Source organism: Arsenicicoccus cauae (assembly GCF_009707125.1).
GTDB lineage: Bacteria > Actinomycetota > Actinomycetes > Actinomycetales > Dermatophilaceae > Arsenicicoccus > Arsenicicoccus cauae.
In genome coordinates, this window is the sequence record NZ_WLVL01000018.1 from 41,900 (window position 1) to 63,164 (window position 21,265).

20 protein-coding genes are annotated in these 21,265 nt (G+C 72.4%); 7 read left to right on the top strand and 13 right to left on the bottom strand.

Annotation, left to right across the window (positions count from 1 at the left end):
* Positions 1-299: 299 nt before the first annotated feature.
* The 3 genes from GGG17_RS04450 to GGG17_RS04460 form a co-directional block, all read right to left on the bottom strand.
* Complete coding sequence (locus GGG17_RS04450; protein ID WP_154592580.1) at positions 300-1,589, bottom strand: SAM-dependent methyltransferase; 1,290 nt, start codon at positions 1,587-1,589, stop codon at positions 300-302.
* Positions 1,586-2,983 carry an FAD-binding oxidoreductase gene (locus GGG17_RS04455; protein ID WP_154592581.1) on the bottom strand — a complete coding sequence of 466 codons (1,398 nt, stop codon included), beginning with the start codon at positions 2,981-2,983 and terminating at the stop codon, positions 1,586-1,588. Before GGG17_RS04455 ends, GGG17_RS04450 begins: the two co-directional genes overlap by 4 nt.
* 90 nt (positions 2,984-3,073) lie before the next feature.
* Positions 3,074-4,303: an acetyl-CoA hydrolase/transferase family protein gene (locus GGG17_RS04460; RefSeq protein WP_154592582.1), complete on the bottom strand. Its 1,230-nt coding sequence runs from the start codon at positions 4,301-4,303 to the stop codon at positions 3,074-3,076.
* Positions 4,304-4,380: 77 nt separating this feature from the next.
* Here GGG17_RS04460 and GGG17_RS04465 point away from each other — a divergent pair, with 77 nt between their 5' ends.
* Complete coding sequence (locus GGG17_RS04465; RefSeq protein ID WP_154592583.1) at positions 4,381-4,920, top strand: DUF4916 domain-containing protein; 540 nt, start codon at positions 4,381-4,383, stop codon at positions 4,918-4,920.
* A 66-nt stretch (positions 4,921-4,986) separates the two neighbouring features.
* Here the strand turns inward: GGG17_RS04465 and GGG17_RS04470 are convergent, their stop codons facing one another.
* Both GGG17_RS04470 and GGG17_RS04475 read right to left on the bottom strand, forming a co-directional pair.
* On the bottom strand, positions 4,987-6,036 hold the full coding sequence (locus tag GGG17_RS04470; RefSeq protein WP_154592584.1) for a S66 family peptidase: 1,050 nt from the start codon (positions 6,034-6,036) through the stop codon (positions 4,987-4,989).
* Positions 6,037-6,150: 114 nt separating this feature from the next.
* Positions 6,151-6,921 (bottom strand): lysophospholipid acyltransferase family protein, encoded by a 771-nt coding sequence (locus GGG17_RS04475; RefSeq protein ID WP_230082673.1) that lies wholly within the window; start codon positions 6,919-6,921, stop codon positions 6,151-6,153.
* A gap of 99 nt (positions 6,922-7,020) precedes the next feature.
* Between GGG17_RS04475 and valS the strand changes: the two genes are divergently transcribed.
* Positions 7,021-9,654 (top strand): valine--tRNA ligase, encoded by a 2,634-nt coding sequence (valS, locus tag GGG17_RS04480; RefSeq protein WP_154592585.1) that lies wholly within the window; start codon positions 7,021-7,023, stop codon positions 9,652-9,654.
* Positions 9,655-9,709: 55 nt separating this feature from the next.
* Here the strand turns inward: valS and GGG17_RS04485 are convergent, their stop codons facing one another.
* A complete protein-coding gene (locus GGG17_RS04485; RefSeq protein ID WP_154592586.1) occupies positions 9,710-10,336 on the bottom strand; it encodes a hypothetical protein in 627 nt (208 codons plus the stop codon).
* Between the two features lie 106 nt (positions 10,337-10,442).
* On the opposite strand from GGG17_RS04485, the gene GGG17_RS04490 reads away from it, so the two are divergent.
* From GGG17_RS04490 to GGG17_RS04510, 5 genes are read left to right on the top strand one after another with little or no spacing between them, the layout of a single operon-like run.
* The gene (locus GGG17_RS04490) at positions 10,443-11,177 is read left to right on the top strand and encodes a DUF4129 domain-containing protein (protein WP_154592587.1); all 735 of its coding nucleotides are present in this window, start codon (positions 10,443-10,445) and stop codon (positions 11,175-11,177) included.
* Positions 11,174-11,662 (top strand): hypothetical protein, encoded by a 489-nt coding sequence (locus GGG17_RS04495; protein WP_154592588.1) that lies wholly within the window; start codon positions 11,174-11,176, stop codon positions 11,660-11,662. The genes GGG17_RS04490 and GGG17_RS04495 overlap by 4 nt, the downstream gene beginning before the upstream one ends.
* Entirely contained in the window at positions 11,659-12,642 is a 984-nt protein-coding gene (locus GGG17_RS04500) for an AAA family ATPase (RefSeq protein ID WP_154592589.1), read from the top strand. The genes GGG17_RS04495 and GGG17_RS04500 overlap by 4 nt, the downstream gene beginning before the upstream one ends.
* Positions 12,639-13,949: a DUF58 domain-containing protein gene (locus GGG17_RS04505; protein ID WP_154592590.1), complete on the top strand. Its 1,311-nt coding sequence runs from the start codon at positions 12,639-12,641 to the stop codon at positions 13,947-13,949. The genes GGG17_RS04500 and GGG17_RS04505 overlap by 4 nt, the downstream gene beginning before the upstream one ends.
* Entirely contained in the window at positions 13,946-14,506 is a 561-nt protein-coding gene (locus GGG17_RS04510; RefSeq protein ID WP_154592591.1) for a hypothetical protein, read from the top strand. The genes GGG17_RS04505 and GGG17_RS04510 overlap by 4 nt, the downstream gene beginning before the upstream one ends.
* Before the next feature lie 57 nt (positions 14,507-14,563).
* Here the strand turns inward: GGG17_RS04510 and clpX are convergent, their stop codons facing one another.
* The 7 genes from clpX to GGG17_RS16835 form a co-directional block, all read right to left on the bottom strand.
* The gene (gene clpX / locus GGG17_RS04515) at positions 14,564-15,853 is read right to left on the bottom strand and encodes an ATP-dependent Clp protease ATP-binding subunit ClpX (RefSeq protein ID WP_154592592.1); all 1,290 of its coding nucleotides are present in this window, start codon (positions 15,851-15,853) and stop codon (positions 14,564-14,566) included.
* A gap of 227 nt (positions 15,854-16,080) precedes the next feature.
* A complete protein-coding gene (locus GGG17_RS04520; RefSeq protein WP_154592593.1) occupies positions 16,081-16,746 on the bottom strand; it encodes an ATP-dependent Clp protease proteolytic subunit in 666 nt (221 codons plus the stop codon).
* 34 nt (positions 16,747-16,780) lie between these two features.
* Complete coding sequence (locus tag GGG17_RS04525; RefSeq protein WP_289033583.1) at positions 16,781-17,407, bottom strand: ATP-dependent Clp protease proteolytic subunit; 627 nt, start codon at positions 17,405-17,407, stop codon at positions 16,781-16,783.
* A 232-nt stretch (positions 17,408-17,639) separates the two neighbouring features.
* On the bottom strand, positions 17,640-19,262 hold the full coding sequence (tig, locus tag GGG17_RS04530) for a trigger factor (protein ID WP_311966413.1): 1,623 nt from the start codon (positions 19,260-19,262) through the stop codon (positions 17,640-17,642).
* Positions 19,263-19,467: 205 nt separating this feature from the next.
* Positions 19,468-20,106 carry a CoA transferase subunit B gene (locus GGG17_RS04535; RefSeq protein WP_154592596.1) on the bottom strand — a complete coding sequence of 213 codons (639 nt, stop codon included), beginning with the start codon at positions 20,104-20,106 and terminating at the stop codon, positions 19,468-19,470.
* Between the two features lie 3 nt (positions 20,107-20,109).
* Positions 20,110-20,916 carry a CoA transferase subunit A gene (locus GGG17_RS04540; RefSeq protein WP_154592597.1) on the bottom strand — a complete coding sequence of 269 codons (807 nt, stop codon included), beginning with the start codon at positions 20,914-20,916 and terminating at the stop codon, positions 20,110-20,112.
* A gap of 66 nt (positions 20,917-20,982) precedes the next feature.
* Positions 20,983-21,264, bottom strand: a complete 282-nt coding sequence (locus GGG17_RS16835) for a thiolase family protein (protein WP_288799142.1) — start codon at positions 21,262-21,264, stop codon at positions 20,983-20,985.
* Between the last annotated feature and the right edge of the window lies 1 nt (position 21,265).

Consider the following 21,265-nt stretch of genomic DNA (forward strand, 5'->3'; position numbering starts at 1 on the left):
CCGGTGAGCCGGCGATCCCCGCCCGCCGGACCTGTCTCCTGCGGAGGACCTGCTGGGCCGTCACGCGAGACGGCTCACGGCGCCCGACGTCCTGCGCCGGCTCGGGCTGCACGGCGCGGGCGATCAGGGCGCTCCCGGTCCCGGAGGGTGTGCGCCGACCTCGCTGCAGGCGGACCTGGCGTGGCCGGAGCGGGCGGGGCGCCTGGAGGTGACCACTCCGGCGCGCCCGTGGCCCCCGCCGGAGTCACCGCCGTACTGACGGCGCCGGCCCTGCCCGCCGGAGCGCACGGCATACGGCCTCAGGGGCGCCAGTCCGGGCGCAGGGGAAAGCTGCTGGCGCCGTCGGCGCCCACCTTGGTGGCGAGGACCTGGTGCAGCTGCAGCCAGTTGGCCTCGAAGGCCATCCGCGAGCCGGCCATGTAGAGGCCCCAGACGCGCGCCGTGGCCAACCCCGCGTCGGCGACGCAGAAGTCCCAGGAGTCCACGAGGTTCTGGCACCAGCGCTGCAGGGTGAGGGCGTAGTGCAGCCGGAGGTTCTCGTCGTGCTGCACCTCGAAGCCCGCGTCGTGGCAGGCGCTCATCACCAGTCCCGGCGGGGCGAGCTCGCCGTCGGGGAAGACATAGCGGTCGGTGAACGGCTCGGGACGGAACCCCGCCCGGCCGTCGGCGCGCGTGATGCAGTGGTTGAGCAGCCGACCGCCCTCGCGCAGCCGGCCGTGCAGGAAGCGGAAGTAGCCGTCGTAGCCACGCACCCCGACGTGCTCCGTCAGGCCGATCGAGCTGACGGCGTCGAAGTCCCCCTCGGTGACGTCGCGGTAGTCGGCGTGCCGGACCTCCACCTGCCCGGACAGTCCGGCGCGCCCCACCGCCTCCCGCCCCCACGAGGCCTGCTCGCGGGACAGGGTCACCGCCAGCACCGACACCCCGTGCTCGCGGGCGGCATGCATCGCCATCCCTCCCCAGCCGCAGCCGACGTCGAGCAGCCGCTGGCCGGGACGCAGCGCGAGCTTGTCCGCGACGAGGGCGAACTTGCGCTCCTGCGCCTGCTCGAGCGTCGCGTCGGGGCTGTCGAAGACGGCGCAGGTGTAGGCCATCGACGGGCCGAGGACCCGCTCGTAGAAGGCGTTCGACACGTCGTAGTGCGACGAGATCGACGCGGCGGCACGCTGTCTCGGGTCCAGCGAGCGCACGGCGCGGCGCCAGCGCGGCAGGGCCTCCATCGCCGGCGCCGGGGGCGGGACGACCACGCGCGGGCCGAATCCCCGCAGCAGCGCGGCCAGCTCCTTGGGGGCGGGTCGTCGGCTCCGGACCTCGCGCTTGATCCGCCGGAAGAGCTCGTAGGGGTCCCCCTCGTGCACACCACGCAGGACGAGGTTGTCGGTGAGGTAGGCCCGCGCCATCCCGAGGTCCCCCGGGGCCGAGACGATGTAGCGCAGGCCCTCCTCGCTCGCGACGTGCACCGCGACGTCGCTGTCGCGGGGGCCGAGGTCGGTCCCGTCATACGCCGTCAGCCGCAGCGGCAGCGGCCCCTCGGTCACGGCCTCCACCAGGTCGCCCACGCGGGGCGTGCCCCCGGCCCTCGCCATCATCGACCACACACCTTGTCGTACATCGTCGGGAAGCGGCCGGACGGGTCGTACCGGTCGCGGACGGCGCGCCAGGCCGGCCCGCCGTAGAGGCGGTCGAAGGTGGCGCGGTCGTAGCAGGCGTCGGAGTAGAGGGACTTGTGGCCGTCCAGGGCACTGACCTGGTCCTCGATCATCCGGTTGACGTCGCCGTCGCGGCGGCCCGGCTCGATCGGCACCGTCCCCCAGAAGCCGACGTTGACGTAGGTGCGCCCCGGCTCGAGCGGGTAGAGCGGCCAGGACCTGGCGGCGCGGGCGCCCCCCGGCCCGTCGACCTCGCGAAGGCGCAACGGGCACAACCAGATCGGTCGCATGGGCACGTGCTCGAGGAACCACCCCACGAACTCCTCGAGCCGCTCCAGCGGCACCTCCACGTCCTGCACCACCCGCTCCCGCTCGGGCAGGCCGCGGCGCCGGTCGATGGCCGCCGCGACGCCGAAGCGGTTCTCCAGCCGCACGATCCGGTGGTAGACGTCGCTGCGCCGCCACCGGCGCGGCCACGCGCGCCGCACCAGCGGATGCTGCGCCCCGAACGCGCCCGAGCACCAGAACCAGTCGGTGTCCCAGCGCCACAGGTAGTCCACCCCGCTGAGCCGGTCCCGGTCGTAGCGCTGCAGCGAGCGGTAGTAGACGTCCTGGCCGGTGTAGTCGCTCGCTGGGCTGACGGTGTCGCTGTCGAAGGTCGCCAGCGTCAGCACCGCCTCGCCCGGCCCGAAGACCACCCCGTCCATCGCGTCGACGGGCTGCCGCTCGTAGCTGCGCTCCTTGCTCACCCGGGCCACGAGCCGCACCAGCTCGCCGAGGTCGCTCAGGTGCAGGTGCCGCAGCGCGACCTGCCGGCCCAGCGGCTGCAGCTCGATCCGCAGCCGGGTGGCGTAGCCGAGGCTGCCGTAGGAGTTGGGGAAGGCCGCGAACAGGTCGGCGTGCTCCCCGTCGGGCCGGGCTGTGACCACGTCGCCGGACCCGGTGAGGACGTCCAGCTCGAGCACCGACTCGTGCGGGAGGCCGTTGCGGTAGGACGTGGCCTCGATGCCCAGCCCACTGACGGCGCCGCCCAGGGTGATCGTCCGCAGCTGCGGCACGACCAGCGGCATCAGCCCGTGGGCGGCGGTGGCCTCGACGAGGTGCTCGTAGGTGCACATCCCCTGGACCTCGGCGACCCGGGCGACCGGGTCGACGTGCAGGACCCGGGTGAGCCCCGAGACGTCGAGCCCCCGCGGTGCGCGCCCGCGCGGGCGGAACAGGTTGGTCGTCGCCTTGGCCAGGCGCACCGGATCACCGGCGGGTATGGCGGCCAGCGACTCCCGCAGCCGGGCCACCCCGGCCGCGTGGTCGACGAGCTGGCGGTGCGGCCCCATGCCCCGACGCTACGACTGCCCGGACCTCGCCGCCACCCCCCGACCACATGGTGAACGGGCGTTCACCATGTGGGGGTTCGCGGGTGCGCGTCAGGCCAGCCCGAGCCCCCGCGCGCCCTCCCACAGCGACTCGCGCACGTCCGGGTGGGCGGCGTTCTCGATGATGTTGCGGGCCTGGACCTTCTCCGGGTGGCCGAAGACCTCGGCGACGCCCTGCTCGGTGATGACCGCGGAGTGCTGGAAGGACGTCGTCGGCTCGGTGAGCATCGGCACGATCGTCGACACGTCGGCCTTGGGGTGCCAGGACCGCAGCGCCATCATGGCCTGGCCACCCCTGGAGTGCAGCGCCCCGACGATGAAGTCCGTCTGCCCGCCGAAGCCGGAGTGGATGCGGGCGCCGATGCGCGAGGCGTTGGCCTGCGAGAGCAGGTCCACCTGCAGCGCGGTGTTGATGGAGGTCATCTGCGGCTGCTTGGCGATCTGGCCCGGGTCGTTGGTGATCTCGGTGCGGCGCATGATGATCCGGTTGTTGAGGTGGCACCACTGGTAGAGCGCCTCGCTGCCGAACGCGAACGACGCGACGATGGGTCGCATCTCGTCGAGGGCCCCCACGCGGTCGAGCAGCAGCACGCCGTCGGAGAACATCTCGGTCCAGATGCCAAGGTTGTGCCGGCGGGCGAGGCCGGGCAGCGTGGCGTCGGGGACCGCGCCGATGCCCAGCTGGAGCGTGGCGCCGTTGCCGACCCGTCCGGACACCAGCTCGCCGATGAGCGAGGTCGCGTCGTCGGGCTTGGCCTGGGGCTGGACGGCGGCGATCGAGGCGTCGGCCTCGATGAAGGCGTCGAAGATGTCGACCGGGAACTCGCCGTCGCCGTAGGTGTAGGGCATGTGCTTGTTGATCTGCGCCACCAGGATCCCGCCGCGCTCCTTGACCGCCTCGATGGCGGCGACCATGACGTTGACCTCGACGCCGAGCGACACCTTGCCGCCGATGGGGGCGCTCACGTGGACGGCGACGACGTCCGGGGCGAGGGTGGTGCGAAAGAGCATGGGCACCAGGGACAGTCGGGTCGGCGTGTAGTGCAGCGTGGGGAGCTTGCGCATCCCCACCCCGACGAAGCAGGACTCGTGCTCGACGCCCTCGCGGGTGGAGATGCCGGCCGGCGCGTTGAGCATGTTGAGCCGATAGGTGGGCAGCGCCTCGTCGACGATCTCGAGCAGCGCCCAGGGGGGCACGTGGTTGCCCGTGGCCACGACGCGGGGGTTCTCGGGGGCGCGCTCGAGCAGGGACTTCATCTGGGCGGTGCTGATCACGTTCATGGTCCTAGCCTGCCGGACGGCCCTGGCGGGTCGGCAGGCACCCCCCCGGCATCACCGGGTCGTGGTGGAATGGCGCCATGAACCTCCCCGACGTCGATGCCTCGGCCGCCTGGCTCAGCCACGAGACTCTGGAGCAGGCCCGCGAGCGCCTGCCCATCCTGTACGTCGATGTCGTGCCCGTGCGCGTGGACGACCGGGGCGAGGTCACCCACCTCGGGACGCTTCTGCGCGTGTCCGGCAACGGCGAGATGGCTCGCGAGCTGGTGAGCGGGCGCGTGCTCTACCACGAGCGGCTGCGGGACGCGCTGCTCCGGCACATCGAGAAGGACCTCGGGCCCCTGGCGATGCCGCGGATTCCTGTCAGCCCTCAGCCGTTCACGGTCTCGGAGTACTTCCCCACCCCGGGCGTCACGCCCTTCCACGACCCGCGCCAGCACGCGGTGGCGCTGGGCTATGTCGTGCCCGTGGCCGGGGACTGCGCGCCCTCCCAGGACGCCCTGGACCTGGCCTGGCTCACCCCCCGCGAGGCGTGCAGCCGCGCCGTCGCCGAGGAGATGGGCCGTGGCCACGCGACGCTGCTGCGTCAGGCCCTCGCTCACCTCGGCTTCGCGGTCTGACCTACCCCCGGTAGTCCGATCGACCGGCCTTCGCACCCCAGGCCGATGGTCCTACCCCCGGCGGGTTCACGAGTAGTCGGCCCACACCCGCTGCTGCTCCCCGTCGACGGTCATGACGCCACCGTGCGGGAGGATCCACTGTGGCCGGGTGTGACCGAAGGGGATGCCCACGCACACCACGGCGTCCGGGTTGTACCGCGCGATCATCTGCACGGCCGCCTCCCGCTGGGCGGCCCGCAGCCGAGCCCGGTCCTCGACCCCCGGGCGTACCTCGAAGCTCGACACCGGCGGGCGCGCCACCAGCACCGCGTCGACGGCGGCCAGCAGACCCCGCTCCCCCATCGACCGCAGGATGCGACCGACATCGACGGCGGAGGGCAGCTCCTCGGAGGTCTCGACCAGCAGCACCCCGCCGTCGAGCACGCCCGGGTCGGCCGGGAAGCGCCCCGCCGTCAGGATCCACTGCAGCACCTCCAGGCAGCCACCCCAGGTCGGGCCGGTGACCGCGCGCCGCGGACCGTGCCACGTCCAGGGCTCCGTCGGCTCGCGCGGCCCGCCCTCGGTCAGCGCCCGCGGGTCGCCCCAGTCCAGGCCCAGGTCCTGCGACTCCCCCGGATCCGTGATCTCCAGCCGCTCCCCCGTCAGCAGCGCCGCTCGCAGCGACGCCGCATGCACCTCGTCCACGCCCGGCCCCGGGCCCAGGTGCACCTGCGAGGAGCCGCCGTAGAAGCTCGCCACGCCCGCGCCCCACAGCCACGCGTGCAGGTTGGTGTTGTCGCTGGTGCCGAGGAAGGGCTTCGGGTCGCGGCGCACCACCTCGGGGTCGAGGTGCGGGACCACGGTGATCTGGTCGTCACCGCCCACCACGGCCAGCACGGCGCGGACCTGCGGGTCGGTGAAGGCCGCCATGAGATCCCGCGCCCGGTCCTGCGGCGAGGCCCCGAGCTCGCGCGTCGTGGGGTACTCCACCGGTACCAGCCCGGTCACCTCAGCGAGGCGACGCATCCCCTGCTCGTGCACCTGCGGGTAGACGGCAGGCGCGGCGAAGGACGGGGAGACCACGGCGATGCGGTCCCCCGGTGACGCCTTGGGCGGGAGGGCGAGGGGGTGCGGCATACGGCCATCGAACCATCCCCGCGAGACCGCCGTCTGCACGATCAGCAGGGTGGCCCTGCCTGCCGTATGACGTCCACCGCCCGCCGCCGGCCGGGGGCGACTGCCCGAGGGAGGTCAGCCCTGGACGCCCTTGGTGCGCAGCCGCGCCTCCAGCACCGCCGCCTCCTCGGGAGTCGGCGCCGTGCCACCGAGACGCGCCGGCACCAGGTGACGCTCGGCCTCGGGCACGGGCGGGTAGACGTCCTGCAGCTCGTGCAGCATCCGCGTGATCGTGTCGCGCACGTGCGCGGTCACCTCGACGACGTCGTCCTCGGGCCGCACCCGGATCGGCTCGCCCACCGTGATGCCGATGGGCACGTTGGTGCGACCGAGCCGCTTGGGGTGGCCCTTGGTCCACACCCGCTGCGAGCCCCAGATCGCCACGGGGAGGATCGGCGCGCCCGTCGCCTGCGCCATCCGCACCCCGCCGCTCTTGAACGCCTTGGGCTCGAAGGACATCGAGATGGTCGCCTCCGGGAAGACGCCCACGATCTCTCCGGCTCTGAGGGCGTCCAGGGCGTGCCCGTAGGACGCCGCCCCGGCCGCCCGGTCCACCGAGATGTGCCGCATCCCCCGCAGCAGCGGGCCGCTCACCGGGTGACGAAAGACGCTCTCCTTGGCCATGAACCGCACGAGGCGACGCGACGGGAGAGCCGCCAGACCGGCATACGTGAAGTCGAAGTAGCCGGTGTGGTTGATCATCATCACCGCCGGCCCGGTCTCGGGCACGTGGTGCTCCCCGGTGATCCGGAAGCGCAGTCCCTGCAGCGCGAAGACCCCCTTGAACGCCTCGACCACGGGGGTGTAGACGGGATCACGTCGCAGCATCTGCCAGAAGCTCGCCATGGGGCAGACCCTACCGGCGGGTCACCCTGGTCGGGACGGGACCCGGGCGACGGCATACGGATTGGCCGTCCGCGCTCGCGCTCTGGGATGATCACGCCCATGACCACTGACACGCCGCGCACCCACGTCCCGGACAAGCCGTCGCTCGACGGCCTGGAGGACAAGTGGCTGCAGGTATGGCGTGACCAGGGCACCTACCGCTTCGACCGGGCGCGGGCGATGGACCTGCCCCGCGAGCAGATCTGGGCGATCGACACGCCCCCGCCCACCGCGTCGGGGTCGCTGCACATCGGGCACGTCTTCGGCTACACGCAGGCCGACTGCCTCGCGCGCTACAAGCGGATGACCGGGCACGAGGTGTTCTACCCGATCGGGTGGGACGACAACGGCCTGCCGACCGAGCGGCGCGTGCAGAACTACTACGGCGTGCGCGGCGACGCGACCCTGCCCTATGTCGAGGGCTTCACCCCGCCGCACGAGGGCGCCGACGGCAGGTCGGTCAAGGCCGCCGACCAGGTCGCGATCAGCCGGGCCAACTTCATCGAGCTGTGCGACATCCTGACCGTCAAGGACGAGGTGACCTTCGAGGACACCTTCCGCTACCTCGGGCTGTCCCTCGACTGGGACGTGCAGTACCGCACCATCGACGACCACTCCCGCGCAACCGCCCAGCAGGCCTTCCTGCGCAACCTCGCGCGCGGCGAGGCCTACCAGGCCGAGGCGCCGGGCCTGTGGGACGTGACCTTCCAGTCCGCGGTGGCGCAGGCCGAGCTGGAGGCGCGGGACTACCCGGGCGCCTACCACCGGGTGTCCTTCCACGCCGCCGACGGGGACACGGTCGCCATCGAGACCACCCGCCCCGAGCTGCTGCCCGCGTGCGTCGCGCTGATCGCGCACCCGGACGACGAGCGCTACCAGGGGCTGTTCGGTATGACGGTCCGGTCGCCCCTCTTCGGGGTCGAGGTGCCCGTGCTCGCCCACCCGGCCGCCGAGATGGACAAGGGCGCCGGCATCGCCATGTGCTGCACCTTCGGCGACCTGACCGACGTCCAGTGGTGGCGCGAGCTGCAGCTGCCGACCCGCTCGGTCATCACCCGCAACGGGCGCATCCAGGCGGAGACGCCGGACTGGATCACCTCCGAGACCGGCCGCAAGGTCTACGCCGAGATGGCGACCAAGACGACGCACTCCGCCCGCGAGGCGGTCGTCGCGGCGCTGCGCGAGTCCGGCGACCTGGACGGCGAGCCGAAGAAGACCCAGCGCAAGGCCAACTTCTTCGAGAAGGGCGACAAGCCCCTCGAGATCGTCACCTCGCGCCAGTGGTACATCCGCAACGGGGGCCGCGACGAGGACCTGCGCGAGGCGATGCGGGCCCGCGGCCGTGAGCTGGACTTCCACCCGTCCTACATGCGCTCGCGCTATGACAACTGGGTCGGCGGGCTCAACGGCGACTGGCTGATCTCGCGGCAGCGGTTCTTCGGCGTGCCGATCCCGGTGTGGTACCGCGTGGATGACCAGGGCGAGGTGCTGTGGGACGAGCGGATCGTCCCCACCGAGGAGCAGCTGCCCGTCGACCCGGCCTCGCAGCCGGCCCCGGGGTATGACGAGTCCCAGCGCGGTCAGGCGGGCGGTTTCGTCGGGGACGCCGACGTCATGGACACCTGGGCCACCTCGTCGTTGACCCCTCAGATCGCTGCGGGCTGGCGCGCGGGCGGGCAGGGCTCGGACCCCGAGCTCTTCGCCAAGATCTTCCCCTTCGACCAGCGGCCGCAGGGCCACGACATCATCCGCACCTGGCTCTTCGCCACCGTGGTGCGGGCCCACCTGGAGCACGGCTCGCTGCCCTGGACCAACGCCACGATCAACGGCTGGATCCTCGACCCCGACCGCAAGAAGATGTCCAAGTCCAAGGGCAACGCGACGACGCCCAAGGACATGCTGCAGCAGCACGGCACCGACGCGATCCGCTACTGGGCCGCCGCCGCCCGCCTCGGCACCGACACGGCGCTGGACGAGGCGCAGATGAAGGTCGGGCGCCGCCTGGCCATCAAGCTGCTCAACGCCAGCAAGTTCGCGCTCGGGTTCGGCGAGGTGTCCGGAGACCTCGAGGCCCAGGTGACCGAGCCGCTGGACCGGGCCATGCTCGCGTCCCTGGCCGAGGTCGTGGACGCGGCCGGCAAGGGCTACGAGGCGATGGACTACACCCGCGCCCTCGAGGCCACCGAGACCTTCTTCTGGACCTTCTGCGACGACTACATCGAGCTCGTCAAGGACCGGGCGCACGGCGGACGCGGTGACGCGGGCGCCGCCTCGGCCCGGGCGGCGCTGCGGATCGCGCTCGACGTCCTGCTGCGCCTCTTCGCCCCGGTGCTGGTCTACGCCACCGAGGAGGTGTGGAGCTGGTTCCGCGAGGGGACCGTCCACCGTCAGCCCTGGCCGACCATCGACGAGCTGAGCACCGTTGCAGCGCAGGGCGACTCGTCGCTGCTCGACACCGTGTCCGCCGCGCTGATCGGGGTGCGCAAGGCCAAGTCCGAGGCCAAGGTCGGCATGCGCAGCGAGATCACCGCGATGACCTTGACCGCCCCCGCGGCCCAGGTCGAGCAGCTGCGCCTCGCCGAGGCCGACCTGCGGGCCACCGGCACCATCACCGGCCTGGAGTATGCCGAGGGCGACACGCTCGCGGTGAGCGACGTCGAGCTGATCCCCGCCGAGAAGCGCGCCAAGGCCTGACCCCACGGATTCGTCCGGTCCCTACCCCCACCGCCCCTTCCCCACCGCCGAGTGGTCAGTTCCCGACGTCGACGACTGACCACTCGGCGGCGTCGGCGCGTGGACCCGGAGCACGTCCCACCACCAGCCACGGCCGGCTCCAGCCGGCCAGCGACAACCGCCCCGCCACGAACGCCGAGAGATCCAGCTCCAGCACCTCGCCGGCGGACGGCTCGAAGACGTCCACCCCCACGCCGTCGGCGGCGGGCACGAGCATCGTCACGTGGCGAGGCAGCCACCGGCTCCCGACATACAGCAGGACCGGTCCGTCCGAGGCGAGAGAGCTCTCCCAGCGGCGCAGCAGCTCGGCGCGCGCCGACCGGCCGGCCCAGCGGATGACCCGCCAGCGCACCCCGCGACGGCCCACCCCGAGCAGCCGGGCCAGCTCACGCGCGGCTCCCCACGGCGGGGTCCCCAAGGCGCGGGGCCAGGGCACCTGCCAGGAGGTCGGCGTCGCCAGGAGGCGGTTGGTGCGGTTGCGCACGGTCAGCTCCTCGGCGGCCAGGCCCCGGCGCCGCACCCGCTCGGCATAGGCAGTGTCGGTCAGCATGCGGGCCACCACCAGGCAGATCGAGCCGCAGGTCGTCGGCGTCGACTGCTGCGGGGCGGGCCTGCCACGGCGCAGGGCGAAGGCGGGAGCCATGGCACCACCTCACCACGTCGGCGCTCTCACGCCCACCCCCCAGCACATCCCGAGCCGGCGGACGTGGCAGGATCACGGGGCACGCAGCGATCGGGGGTGGAGCACGGTGAGCACGCGTAGGGGCTTGGGGCTGCTGGCCGTCGTGCTGGCGCTGGTGGGGATCGCCCTCGTGTGGGCCACCGTGCGGGGGCCGACGCTGATCACGTCGAGGTCGCTCACCACCGCCTCCCCCGAGCGCGATGCCCAGGACCCGCGGGCCGTGCCCGCCTCCGGGGTCGGCACCCCGACCGTGACCCCCGCCCAGGCGCACGGCGGGGACGGGTGGGAGGGGCTGCCCGGCTGGCTCCCCTGGCTGCTCCTGGCCGCGGCACTGGTGCTCGCCGTCGTCGTCGGCCGTCGGGTCCTCCGACGGGCGCGGGCGCTGCCGCGGGACGAGCGCGACGACGCCCCGCTGGCCCCGGACCTGGCGCCCGAGCCCGTGCTCGACGAGGAGGCCGCACGACAGCAGCGGGCCGCCCTGGCCGGCGGCACGCCCCGCAACGGCATCGTCGCCTGCTGGGTGGAGCTGGAGCGCCTCGCGGCGGCCGCGGGCAGCACCCGGCGCGCGGCCGAGACGTCCGCGGAGTTCACCCGCCGCGTCCTCGCGGAGCAGCACGTGCCCGAGGACGCGATCGCCGCCCTGGCCGAGGCCTATCGCGAGGCGAGGTTCTCCAGCCACGAGGTCGGCGAGGAGCTGCGAAGCGCAGCCGGTCTGGCGCTCGACCGCCTGCACGACGCGCTGCTCGGCCACGCCGCCCCCACCGGCCCCGCCGCCGCTCACCGCGGGGAGGGGCGACCATGAGCCGCACCCTCGTCCGCCGGACCCTGCTGGCGCTCGTCCTGTGCCTCGTGGTCCTGGGTGGCGCCGCCCTGCTCGGCCTGCGGCTCCACCCGGTCGTCGTGCCCGCCGCCCTGGCAGCGGTCCTCGCCACCTCGTGGCGGCTCGCGGACCGGGCGCGCGCCGAGCACCCCGGGTGGTCGGCGCCGTGGGCGCGGGACCGGGAGGTCCACGCCACCCCCACCCACGACCGGCGGCTCAGCGCGCTGGCCTGGGCGGTCCACGGCCTGCGCGACGGACGCACCTGGGAGCGCACCCTCTCGCCGCTGCTGGTGGACCTGGTCGACCACCGCCTGCTCACCCGCCACGGCGTGGACCGCGCCACCGACCCCGACCGCGCGAGGCAGCTGCTCGGCCCCGAGCTGACCCGCCTGGTCGATGACCCGCTGACCCCTCCGCGCTCGCAGGGAGCGCTCACGACCCTGATCGCGAGGATCGAACAGCTATGACCAGCAACGACTCCCGTCCCACCGACGTCACCGGCACGTGCGCCCGGGTCCTTGACGCGGTCGAGACCGCCGTCGTCGGCAAGCGGCCGGCTCTCGAGCTCGTCCTCGCCGGCATCCTCGCGGGCGGTCACGTGCTGCTCGAGGACTACCCCGGCCTGGGCAAGACGCTCGCCGCGAGGTCCTTCGCCCAGGCGCTCGGGCTGCGGTTCACCCGAGCCCAGTTCACCCCGGACCTGCTCCCCTCGGACCTGACCGGGTCGTTCCTCTACAACCAGGCCACCCACGAGTTCGAGTTCCGCGAGGGGCCGTTGTTCACCGGGCTGCTGCTGGCCGACGAGATCAACCGCACCCCGCCCAAGACCCAGGCCGCCCTGCTCGAGGCGATGCAGGAGCGCCAGATCACGGTGGAGGGCCGCACCTTCCGGCTGGCCGAGCCCTTCCACGTGCTCGCCACCGCCAACCCCGTCGAGCACGAGGGCACCTATCCCCTGCCCGAGGCCCAGCTCGACCGCTTCCTGCTGCGGGTCTCCTTCGGCTATCCGACGCCCGAGGAGGAGTCAGAGGTGGTGCTCCGTCGCCTCGGGCGCCGGTCCGAGGCGCAGCAGGTCGAGCAGGTCCTGGCGCCCGGCGAGCTGCTCGAGGCCCAGCGCGCGACCGAGCTGGTCGAGGTCGACCCCACCGTCGTCGACTACTGCGTGGACCTGGTCGCGGCCACCCGCCGGCACGGGTCGGTCCAGGTCGGCAGCTCTCCCCGCGGCTCGCTGGCTCTCGTGACGGTGGCCCGCGCGTATGCCGTGGTGCGGGGCCGGGACTACGTCACGCCGGAGGACGTCAAGCACGTCGCCGTCCCCGCCCTCGCGCACCGGCTCACCGTCAAGCCCGAGCTGTGGATGACCCAGGTGTCCGGCGCCACCATCGTGCGGTCCCTGCTCGACAGCGTGCCGACGCCCGCCGCCCTCACCGGTGGCCTCAGCCGATGACGGCACCCATCCGTGACGGGCGCGCCGGCGCGGCGACCCGGCAGGCGGGCTGGTCGGCGACGCCGCACCACCTCGGCGTCGTGGGGGTGGGCGTAGCCCTCGCGGTCGCTGCCGTGCTCGGTCACCGGATGGACCTGCTGGTGGTCGCCACACCGCTGCTCGTCGTCGCCGTCCTGGGCGCGCTGGGCCGCCCCGAGCGACCCAGCCGGCTGCGGACGGCGGTCCGGTCGGACCGGCTGCGCGAGGGGTCCACGACGACGGTCACGGTGGACGTGGAGCACGACCCCCGCGCGGAGGTGCTGGGTGTGGATCTGGCGCCGAGCGACCGGCTCCGTCCCGCAGTGCCGCACGGCGCCACCAGCACCCTCCTCGACGGCGCGCGGCACCACGGCGAGCATCTGGTGTCGCCGACGGTGTGGGGGCGGCACTCCGTCGTCCGCGGCGAGGTGCGGCTGTCGTCTGCCTGGGCGGCGCACAGCAGCAGGTTCCGGGCCGGCGAGGGCCACCGGCTGCTCGCGCTGCCCTCCCCCGAGCGGCTGCCGTTGCGCTCCGACCAGCTGCGCCCCGCGCAGCAGCTCGGGCGGCACCTGTCCCGGCGCGCGGGCGAGGGCTCGGAGTTCGCCGAGATCCGCCCCTTCCGCCCCGGCGACCGCGTCCGGCGCATCCACTGGCCGACCTCCGTCCGCACCGGCAGCCTGCACGTCCGGACGATGTCTGCCGAGCAGGACGCCCAGGTCATGCTGCTGGTGGACGTGCTGAGCGACATCCCGCACGCCGACCCGGGCGCGCCGAGCAGCGTCGAGGCCGCGGTGCAGGCAGCCGCGCACGTCGCCGGCCACTTCAGCGCCGCCGGGGACCGGGTCGGGCTGCGCGTGCTCGGGGACGCCACCATCCTCCCCGTCGCGGCCGGGACGGGCGGGCGGCACCTGCAGCGGCTGCTCGGCGCCCTCGCGACCGTGGACCCCGCCAGCGACCGGCAGCCGGACGTGCAGCAGCTCAGCCTGGGGCTGACACCCGGCTCCCTGCTGCTGGCTCTCACCCCGCTCACCTCGCGCGTGGTGGTCGACGCCGTCGTCGCCCTCTCGCGGCGCGGGCTCGACGTGGCGTGCATCGACGTCACCCCCACCGCGACGACGACGGACGAGGACGTCGAGGCGGTCGCGTGGCGCCTGCTCACTCTCGAACGCCTCCGCACGGCGGACCTGCTCGAGCGGGAGGGCATCCCGGTCGTCGCCTGGCAGGACGCCTCCTCCGTCGAGGAGCTGCTACGACGCCTCCAGGCCCGCCGCGAACGGGCCCGGGCATGAGTGCCGCGAGGAGGCCCTCTGCGACCGAGCGGGCGCTCGTCCGCAAGCTGGCGGAGGCACGCTCCACCTCGCGCTCCCAGCTCGCCGTCCGCCTGCTCGGAATGCTGTGCGCCTGCGCGGTCCCGCTCGTCGCGCCGAGCGGGCACCAGCTGTCACCGGTGGCCGTCACGCTCGTCGTGCTCGGGGCGCTGCTCGCGGCCGCCCGACCGGAGCCCGCCGGTGGGCCTGTGGCCCTGGCGGCGCTGGGGGCCTACCTGCTCGTGGCGACGCAGGACCCCGGGTCGCCGAGGGTGCTGGTCGTGGCGGCGCTCGTGGTGGTGCACCTGGCCTGCGTGGCCGTGTCGACGACCGCGCCGGGGTCCGCGCGGCTGGACCCTCGTCTGCTGCGGCGCTATGTCGAGCGGTGCGCCGCGCTCACGGCCCTCGGGGTCGTCGCCTGGGGCGCAGGGATGGTGGCGAGGGCATCCCTGCCGGCCGCGCCGGTCCCGGTCGTCATCGCCGCCCTGCTGGGGGTCGCTGCGGTGGGCTGGGCCGCCACGACCGAGCGGCCACGCTGACGGCATACCCCACCAAACCGGTCAGCCGGGCCAAGCCGGTCAGCCGGGCCAGACCGGTCAGGCGGACGCCTTGCGACGCTTGTCGGTCGCGCGGACCACGACGGGCGTGGCGCCCTCCTCGACGGTCTCGCGCGTCACGGAGACCTCGACGATGTCGTCGTCGGAGGGCACGTCGAACATCACCGGCAGGAGGATCTCCTCCATGATCGCGCGCAGCCCGCGCGCGCCGATGCCCCGCGCGATGGCCTTGTCGGCGATCGCGTCGACCGCCTCCTGCGTGAACGACAGCTCCACGCCGTCGATGTCCAGCATCTTGCGGTACTGCTTGACCAGGGCGTTGCGGGGCTCGGTGAGGATACGGACGAGGGCCGCCCGGTCGAGCTCGTCCACCGTGGCCACGACCGGCAGGCGGCCGATGAACTCGGGGATGAGGCCGAACTTCATGAGGTCGTCCGGCTGCAGGTCCGCGAAGCGCGGTGCCCCGGCCTCGCGATGCGTGGCGATCGAGGCACCGAAGCCGAGGCCGCGCTTGCCCGCACGGGCGGTGATGATCTGCTCCAGGCCGGCGAAGGCGCCACCGACGATGAACAGCACGTTGGTCGTGTCGATCTGGATGAACTCCTGGTGCGGGTGCTTGCGCCCGCCCTGCGGAGGCACGCTCGCCGTGGTGCCCTCGAGGATCTTGAGCAGCGCCTGCTGCACGCCCTCGCCGGACACGTCACGGGTGATCGAGGGGTTCTCGGACTTACGGGCGATCTTGTCGATCTCGTCGATGTAGATGATGCCCGTCTCGGCCTTCTTGACGTCGTAGTCGGCCGCCTGGATGAGCTTGAGCAGGATGTTCTCGACGTCCTCGCCGACATAGCCCGCCTCGGTCAGGGCGGTGGCGTCGGCAATGGCGAAAGGCACGTTGAGCATGCGCGCCAACGTCTGGGCCAGGTAGGTCTTGCCGCAGCCGGTGGGTCCGATCATCAAGATGTTGGACTTGGCGATGTCGACCTGCTCGTCGCCGCGCTTGGAGGCCGAGGTGCCCGTGGCGGACCCGGTCGCTCCGGCGTTGATGCGCTTGTAGTGGTTGTAGACCGCGACCGCGAGGGAACGCTTGGCGTCCTCCTGGCCGATGACATAGGACTCGAGGAAGGCGAAGATGTCGCGCGGCTTGGGCAGCTCGTCGAGCCCCGAGTCGGGAGCCTCGGACAGCTCCTCCTCGATGATCTCGTTGCACAGGTCGATGCACTCGTCGCAGATGTAGACACCCGGACCCGCGATGAGCTTCTTGACCTGCTTCTGCGACTTGCCGCAGAAGGAACACTTCAGCAGGTCTCCACCGTCGCCGATGCGAGCCATCTGCCACCTCCACCTGTGCGAGACCGCCCCCTCCGGGCCGGTCCTGGACCGCCGGCGCCGCAGCGCCGTGTCTTGAGGACGGTACCTGGACGCTCGGCCCCAGCACCTGTTATCGCCCGCGCGTCACGCCGAGCCCCGGGGAGTTCAGCCAACAGCGCAATGCCCCTGTCGTGCATCGGGCTGCCCGGCCGGCGTCGCCGATCGGGCAGCCCGCCCGCTGGTGCGGGTCAGTCCAGCGTGGCCTTGCGGCTCGTCAGGACCGCGTCGATCAGGCCGTAGTCCTTGGCCGCGGCGGCCGACAGGATCTTGTCGCGCTCGATGTCGTCGCGGACCTGCTCGGCCGTGCGGCCGGAGTGCTGGGCCAGGGTCTCCTCGAGCCAGGTGCGCATGCGAAAGATCTCGTTGGCCTGGATCTCGATGTCGCTGGCCTGGCCACCGCCGCCCTCGACGGCCGGCTGGTGGATCAGGACCCGCGCGTTGGGCAAGGCGTACCGCTTGCCGGGCGCGCCAGCGGCGAGCAGCACCGCGGCGGCCGAGGCGGCCTGCCCCACCACGAAGGTCTGCACGTCCGGACGGATGTACTGCATCGTGTCGTAGATGGCCGTCATCGCGGTGAACGAGCCGCCGGGGCTGTTGATGTACATCGTGATGTCGCGGTCCGGGTCCTGGGACTCGAGCACGATGAGCTGCGCGATGATGTCGTCCGCCGACGCGTCGTCCACCTGCACGCCGAGGAAGATGATGCGGTCCTCGAAGAGCTTGGTGTAGGGGTCGGTCCGCTTCATGCCGTAGGAGGTGCGCTCCTCGAACTGCGGCAGGATGTAGCGGCTCGTGGGCGTGGCCGCGCCGGACCGGCCGGCTGCGGCATACGGGAGCTGGGGGTGCTGGATCATCTGGGTCTCCGAGAGGGTCGTGTCGGTATGGCGATCAGGCGTCCGTGCCGCCGCTGCCAGGCGTCTGGATGGCGCGCTCGAAGACGTGGTCGACGAATCCGTAGTCCTTGGCCTCGGCCGCGGTGAACCAGCGGTCGCGGTCGGAGTCGGCGCTGATCTTGTCCACCGGCTGACCGGTGTGCTCCGCGATGAGCTCGGCCATCTCCTTCTTCATCGCGAGGAGGAGCTCGGCCTGGATCTTGACGTCGGTGGCGGTGCCGCCGATGCCGCCGAGAGGCTGGTGCATCAGGATCCGGGCGTGGGGCGTCGCGTAGCGCTTGCCCCGGGCACCCGCGGAGAGCAGGAACTGCCCCATGGAGGCGGCCATGCCCATCGCCACGGTGCAGACGTCGTTAGGGATCCACTGCATGGTGTCGAAGATGGCCATGCCGGCCGTCACCGAGCCGCCCGGGCTGTTGATGTAGAGCCAGATGTCCTTGTCGGGGTCCTCCGCCGAGAGCAGGAGGAGCTGGGCGCAGATCGCGTTGGCGTTGTCGTCGCGGACGTCCGAGCCGAGGAAGATGATGCGGTCCTTGAGGAGCCGCTGGTAGATGTGGTCGTCGAGACCGCCCTGGGGCGCGGCCGCTGCGACCGGGGTCGCGGGGACGTTGCTCTGGCTCACCGTGAGTCTCATCTCTCTGTCGCACTGGGTGGCGCCCTGCCGTGGACCGGTCTCGAGCGTCGCTTGCTGATGACACTAACGCCCGGTGCCGACACACCCTTCCCGCCGGGGCGCGTGTTCGCCGTGAGCGCACACCGAGGGCGCGCAGCGAGCCCGCCCTCGCGACGGCGAGGAGCCCGCCACCTCGCGGTGACGGGCTCCCCGTGGGGTGGTGCCGTAGCGGGCGTGCGGATCAGGCGTCCGCAGCGTCCTCGTCCTTGGCGGCCTTCTTGGCCGGGGCCTTCTTGGCGGGAGACTTCTTGGCGGGAGCCTTCTTGGCCGGCTTGGCCCCCTCGGAGTCCTCGCTCGCCGCGGCCTCATCAGCGGACTTCTTGGCCGGGGCCTTCTTGGCCGGGGACTTCGTCGCCGGAGCCTTCTTGGCCGGCTTGGCCTCCTCGGCGCCCTCGGCGGAGTCCTCGCTCACCGCGGCCTCGTCAGCGGCCTTCTTGGCCGGAGCCTTCTTGGCCGGGGACTTCGTCGCCGGAGCCTTCTCGGCCGGCGTGGCCTCGGCGTCGTCGGCGGCCTCGTCTTCAGCGCCCTCGACCTCGACGTCCAGGTCGGACAGGTTGACGACGTTGCCGGAGGCGTCCTTGATGGTGATGTCCTCGAGCACCGTGGCCAGCGCCTTGCGGCGAGCCACCTCGCTGACCATGGCGGGCACCTGGCCGTTGGAGTCCATGATCTGGGCGAACTGGTTGGGGTCCATGCCGTACTGCTGGGCCTGCATCACGAGGTACTCGATGAGCTCCTGCTGCCCGACCTGGACCTCGCGCTCCTCGGCGATGGCGTCGAGGAGGAACTGACCCTTCATGGCCTCGCGGACGTTCTTGGCGACCTCCTCGCGGTGCTCGGCCGTGTCGTGACCCTCCTCCGAGCCCTCGGCGAAGTGGGACTCGACCTCGGCCTCGACCAGGGCCTCGGGCAGCGGGATCTCGACCGTCTCGAGCAGCTGGGCCAGGACCTTGTCCCGGGCCTGCGTGCCCTGCTCGAACTTCTTGGCGCGCTCGGTCTGCGCGGTCACGTCGGCCCGCAGCTCGTCGATCGTGTCGAACTCCGAGGCCAGCTGGGCGAACTCGTCGTCCAGCTCGGGCAGCTCGCGCTCCTTGACGGACAGGACGGTGATGGTGATCTCGGCCTCCTGACCGGCGCGGTCGCCACCGGCCAGCGGCGCGGTGAAGGTCGTGCTCTCGTCGGCCTTGACCCCGACCAGGTGGTCGTCCATGCCCTCGAGCATGTTGCCGGAGCCGATCTCGTAGGAGACGCCGGAGACCGAGTCAATCTCCTCCCCGTCGATGGACGCGGCCAGGTCGATCGACACGAAGTCGCCGGTCCGGGCGGCGCGGTCGACACCCACGAGGCTCCCGAAGCGCTCCTGCAGCTGAGACAGGTTGGCGTTGACGTCCTCCTCGGTCACCTCGACGTCGTCGACGTCGACCGTGAGGCTCGTGAAGTCCGGCATCTCGATGGTCGGGCGAACGTCGAGCTCGGCGGCGAAGGCCAGCTGCTGGCCGTCCTCGAGGGGGATCTCGGTGACGTCGACCTCGGGCTGCGAGAGCGGCTTGAGGCCGGTCTCGTCGATGGCCTGGCCGTAGAACTGCGGGAGCGCCTCGTTGACGGCCTCCTGCAGCACGGCGCCCTTGCCGATGCGCTGGTCGATGATGCGGGCGGGGACCTTGCCGCGGCGGAAGCCGGGAACCTGCACCTGCTGGCCGATGGTCTTGTACGCCGCGTCGATGCTCGGCTTGAGCTCCTCGAAGGGGACCTCGACGGTCAGCTTGACCCGGGTCGGGCTGAGGTTCTCGACGGCACTCTTCACTGCGGTTGCTCCATGGTCTGTGCTAGAGGTCTGTGGCCCTCGCCGGCGCCCCACCGCCACGCCTCGGTGGAGGATCGGGAGGCGGCCGGCGACATCGACAAGGGGCCTCGGCCGAGCCGAGGCTCTCGCCATGCTATCGGCTCGCCCCGCCTATCCCTAACGGTCATCGGGACACGGAGCCGCCACCGGGCCACGCCCGGCAGCGTCAGCCGAGGTCGACGGTGAAGTCGCAGCCGGTCTTGTCGCGGATCTCGTCCTCGGTGACGCCGTCGAACAGCTCGCGCAGGACCAGGCCCTGCGCGGTGACGTCGAAGACGCACAGGTCGGTGATGATCCGCTGGACCACGCCCTTGCCGGTGTAGGGCAGCGTGCACTCCGCGAGGATCTTGTGCGCGCCCCCCTTGGCGGTGTGCTCCATGAGGACGATGACCTTCTTGGCGCCGTGCACCAGGTCCATCGCGCCGCCCATCCCCTTGACCATCTTGCCGGGGATCATCCAGTTGCTGATGTCGCCATGCTCGGACACCTGCATGGCCCCGAGGATGGCGGCGTCGACCTTGCCGGAGCGGATCATCCCGAAGGACGTCGCCGAGTCGAAGAAGCTGGCGCCCTTGCGGACGGTGACGGTCTCCTTGCCGGCGTTGATGAGGTCGGGGTCCTCGGTGCCTTCCACGGGGTAGGCACCGGTGCCGAGGATGCCGTTCTCGGACTGCAGGACGAGCTCGACGTCGTCGGCCACGTAGCTGGGGACCAGCGTCGGCAGCCCGATGCCCAGGTTGACGTAGTCGCCGTCGTGCAGCTCCTGGGCGGCCCGCTCGGCCATCTGCTCACGCGTCAGCGCCATCGCTCACGCCTCCTTCTGCTCGTCTGCGGTGGGTGCGGTGGCTGCCGGACGGACCGTGCGGCGCTCGATCCGCTTGTCGGCGACCTCCTCGGGCGTCAGCGCCACGACGCGCTGGACGTAGATCCCGGGCAGGTGCACGTCGCCCGGGTCGAGATCCCCGGGCTCGACCAGCTCCTCGACCTCGGCGATCGTCACGCGGCCCGCCATCGCGCACACGGGGTTGAAGTTGCGGGCGGCCTCGCGGAAGACGAGGTTGCCGTGCCGGTCGCCGCGCCAGGCGCGCACCAGACCGAAGTCACAGCTGATGGCCTCCTCGAGCACGAAGGTCTTGGGCTCGCCGTCGACGTCGAAGACCTTGGTCTCCTTGGGCGGCGAGGTCTTGACGACCCTGCCGTCGGCGTCGTGCAGCAGGGGCAGGCCACCCTCGGCCACCTGGGTGCCGGCCCCGGTGAGGGTGTAGAAGCCGGCGATCCCCGAGCCGCCGCAGCGGAGCTTCTCGGCGAGGGAGCCTTGCGGGGTGAGCTCGACCTCGAGCTCCCCGGAGAGGTACTGCCGCTCGAACTCCTTGTTCTCCCCGACGTAGGACGCCTGGATGCGGCGGATCTTTTTGTCCGCCAGAAGGATCCCCATCCCCCAGTCGTCAACGCCGCAGTTGTTGGAGACGAGCTCGAGGTCCGTGGCCCCCTGCTCGTGCAGCGCCCGGATCAGCACGCTCGGGATGCCGCACAGGCCGAAGCCGCCGACCGCCAGCGAGGCTCCGTCGCCGATGTCGGCCACGGCCTCCTCGGCGGAGGACACCACCTTGTCCATGTCTTTCCTTCCTCACTTCGTCGTGACGGATGCCGCCACCCTATCGGCGGCCCGAGCAGACCCGCCTCAGGGGCGGGAGAGCAGCATGGCGACACCCTGGCCGACGCCGACGCACATGGTGGCGAGGGCGTGGTCGTGGCCACCGTCGGCGAGCGAGATCGCCGCGGTCAGGGCCAGGCGGGCACCGCTGATGCCGAGGGGGTGGCCGAGCGCGATGGCCCCGCCGTGCGGGTTGACGTGCGCCGCGCCGTAGCCCATCACCCGGGGCGCCAGGCCGGCCGCCGCCGCGCCGTCGATGCGGGCCAGCGGCTCCAGGGAGAACTCCTCGACGGCGCGCTCGCTAGCCACC

Excerpts from the sequence above, each read along its gene's own strand:
- GGG17_RS04450 (WP_154592580.1), bottom strand. The coding sequence starts at position 1,589 with ATGATGGCGAGGGCCGGGGGCACGCCCCGCGTGGGCGACCTGGTGGAG.
- GGG17_RS04455 (WP_154592581.1), bottom strand. The coding sequence starts at position 2,983 with ATGGGGCCGCACCGCCAGCTCGTCGACCACGCGGCCGGGGTGGCCCGG.
- GGG17_RS04460 (WP_154592582.1), bottom strand. The coding sequence starts at position 4,303 with ATGAACGTGATCAGCACCGCCCAGATGAAGTCCCTGCTCGAGCGCGCC.
- GGG17_RS04465 (WP_154592583.1), top strand. The coding sequence starts at position 4,381 with ATGAACCTCCCCGACGTCGATGCCTCGGCCGCCTGGCTCAGCCACGAG.
- GGG17_RS04470 (WP_154592584.1), bottom strand. The coding sequence starts at position 6,036 with ATGCCGCACCCCCTCGCCCTCCCGCCCAAGGCGTCACCGGGGGACCGC.
- GGG17_RS04475 (WP_230082673.1), bottom strand. The coding sequence starts at position 6,921 with ATGGCGAGCTTCTGGCAGATGCTGCGACGTGATCCCGTCTACACCCCC.
- valS (WP_154592585.1), top strand. The coding sequence starts at position 7,021 with ATGACCACTGACACGCCGCGCACCCACGTCCCGGACAAGCCGTCGCTC.
- GGG17_RS04485 (WP_154592586.1), bottom strand. The coding sequence starts at position 10,336 with ATGGCTCCCGCCTTCGCCCTGCGCCGTGGCAGGCCCGCCCCGCAGCAG.
- GGG17_RS04495 (WP_154592588.1), top strand. The coding sequence starts at position 11,174 with ATGAGCCGCACCCTCGTCCGCCGGACCCTGCTGGCGCTCGTCCTGTGC.
- GGG17_RS04500 (WP_154592589.1), top strand. The coding sequence starts at position 11,659 with ATGACCAGCAACGACTCCCGTCCCACCGACGTCACCGGCACGTGCGCC.
- GGG17_RS04505 (WP_154592590.1), top strand. The coding sequence starts at position 12,639 with ATGACGGCACCCATCCGTGACGGGCGCGCCGGCGCGGCGACCCGGCAG.
- GGG17_RS04510 (WP_154592591.1), top strand. The coding sequence starts at position 13,946 with ATGAGTGCCGCGAGGAGGCCCTCTGCGACCGAGCGGGCGCTCGTCCGC.
- clpX (WP_154592592.1), bottom strand. The coding sequence starts at position 15,853 with ATGGCTCGCATCGGCGACGGTGGAGACCTGCTGAAGTGTTCCTTCTGC.
- GGG17_RS04520 (WP_154592593.1), bottom strand. The coding sequence starts at position 16,746 with ATGATCCAGCACCCCCAGCTCCCGTATGCCGCAGCCGGCCGGTCCGGC.
- GGG17_RS04535 (WP_154592596.1), bottom strand. The coding sequence starts at position 20,106 with ATGGCGCTGACGCGTGAGCAGATGGCCGAGCGGGCCGCCCAGGAGCTG.
- GGG17_RS04540 (WP_154592597.1), bottom strand. The coding sequence starts at position 20,916 with ATGGACAAGGTGGTGTCCTCCGCCGAGGAGGCCGTGGCCGACATCGGC.